We start from the raw sequence: 2268 nt of genomic DNA, 5'->3' as shown, positions 1-2268 counted from the left end.
AAGAGAAATGGCGTCAACCACTTTCGGAAAATATTTTACGGGTTTTAAGCTAGTCGGTTATTTTTTAATTAGATTTTTTTGGAAGAAATTTGGCGGACTTGGGCAGAACTGCTAGAAGCGGCGGATTGTGGCCGCCTGAAAATGGTGCGCTAATTACAATAAATAATGTGCGGCTCGGCACTCAATATCACTACCCTTCCAGCTAATACTAGTATTACTCTGTTTTAAGCACTACTCTACGTATGTTTAAAATCTACTAAAGGCCGTCTGAAAACCATATCGATTTTCAGACGGCCTGTTTCTTTGTTAGCACGCCAAAACTGTTACAAGCATAAATCCGCCTGCCTAACTAAGCGCCGATAACGCCGCCTATTCCGAACCCACGCCCACTAAAAAGGCCATCTGAAAACCACCGGACACAAAATACCATTTTGCTCCAACTGTTTTCAGACGGCCTGAGGCTTTTATCGGCTGTTTAAAATCAACCTTCTACCGGAATAATGCCGATTTTTGCCTGCCATTGGCGCGGTGCGACGGCGTGGATGGACTGGCCTTCGCTGTCCACGGCCACCGTTACCGGCATGTCTTTGACCTCAAATTCGTAAATCGCTTCCATACCCAATTCAGGGAACGCCAAAACTTTAGACGATTTAATCGCTTTGGCCACCAGATAAGCCGCACCGCCGACAGCCATCAGGTAAGTGGCTTTGTTGTCGGCAATGGCTTCGCAAGTCGCCGCACCGCGTTCGGATTTGCCGATCATGCCCAGCAAGCCGGTTTGTTCCAGCATTTGGCGGGTGAATTTATCCATGCGGGTGGCGGTGGTCGGACCGGCGGGGCCGACTACTTCGTCGCCTACCGGATCAACCGGGCCGACGTAGTAAATCAGGCGGTTGGTGAAATCAACCGGTAATTGCTCGCCTTTGTTGAGCATGTCCACCAAGCGTTTGTGGGCGGCATCGCGGCCGGTCAGGATTTTGCCGTTGAGCAGCAGCACATCGCCGGTTTTCCAAGTGGCCACTTCTTCTTTGGTCAATTCGTCCACATTCACGCGCTTGCCGTTGTCGGGACTGTAGGTGATGTCCGGCCAGTCTTCCAGGCTCGGCGGTGTCAACACCGCGGGGCCGGAGCCGTCGAGCTCGAACTCGACGTGGCGGGTGGCCGCGCAGTTCGGAATCATGGCAACCGGTTTGGAAGCCGCATGGGTCGGGTAATCGAGGATTTTCACGTCCAACACGGTGGTCAGGCCGCCCAAACCCTGCGCGCCGATACCGAGCGCATTGACTTTTTCAAACAATTCCAAACGCAGAGATTCTACCGTGCTCAATTCCGCGCCGGAAGCGGCTTTAGCCTCCAAGTCTTGGATATCGACGTGGCTCATCAGCGATTCTTTCGCCATCAGCATGGCTTTTTCGGGCGTACCGCCGATACCGATACCCAGAATACCCGGCGGACACCAGCCCGCACCCATGGTCGGGATGGTTTTGATGACCCAATCGACGATATTGTCGGACGGGTTCAGCATCGCCAGCTTGGATTTGTTTTCCGAGCCGCCGCCTTTTGCCGCGCAGGTGACTTCGACTTTGTCGCCCGGCACCACCGACATATGGATAACGGCAGGGGTATTGTCTTTAGTATTTTGACGCTTGCCCGCAGGGTCGGCCAATACGGAAGCACGCAGGGTATTGCCTTCCCAAGTATAAGCGCGGCGCACGCCTTCGTTGACCATTTCCTCCACGCTCATTTCGGCATCCCACTGCACGTTCATACCGATTTTCAAGAAGACGGTGGCGATACCGGTATCCTGGCAAATCGGGCGGTGTCCTTCGGCGCACATGCGGCTGTTGACCAAAATCTGCGTCATCGCATCTTTCGCGGCCGGGTTTTCTTCTTTTTTCCACGCCTCGTAAAGCGCGTCGATATAGTCTTTCGGGTGGTAATAACTGATGAACTGGAAAGCATCGCAAATACTGCGGATGAAATCCTCTTGTTTGATAATCGTCATGGTTGTTCCTTTTGGTAATGGGAAAGTGGCTCGGGCTGATACGCAAACGGGATAAACAATACCCACAAAGCTGCACGCATACCACGGTAGGTTTTCAGACGGCCTGACCGCCTCCCTTCCCGGCTGCGGCAGTACACTTTATCTTTAATATTGTTTCCAATACGCGCCTATTGTACCAATGCTCTGATTTTTTATGAAACACAATAAGCATTTATAGTCGAATAACACAGAATGAGACAAGGCAGCAAAGCCGCAGACAGTAC

At 52.1% G+C, this 2268-nt stretch carries 1 protein-coding gene; it reads right to left on the bottom strand.

Going from position 1 to position 2268, the window contains the following annotated elements; translation table 11 throughout:
• Nucleotides 1-481: 481 nt before the first annotated feature.
• Nucleotides 482-2005, bottom strand: coding sequence for a fumarate hydratase (locus tag BDE01S_RS10120; protein WP_066081117.1), 1524 nt, complete (start codon nucleotides 2003-2005; stop codon nucleotides 482-484).
• Nucleotides 2006-2268: the final 263 nt, after the last annotated feature.

Origin of the sequence: Bergeriella denitrificans NBRC 102155, from assembly GCF_001592185.1 — a bacterium.
In the GTDB taxonomy this organism is placed as follows: Bacteria; Pseudomonadota; Gammaproteobacteria; order Burkholderiales; family Neisseriaceae; genus Neisseria; species Neisseria denitrificans.
The sequence above is the reverse complement of the archived record's forward strand: the minus strand, read 5'-3'. Positions and strand labels throughout refer to the sequence as shown.

Coding starts and splice junctions, on each gene's coding strand:
- BDE01S_RS10120 (WP_066081117.1), bottom strand. CDS start 2,005: ATGACGATTATCAAACAAGAGGATTTCATCCGCAGTATTTGCGATGCT.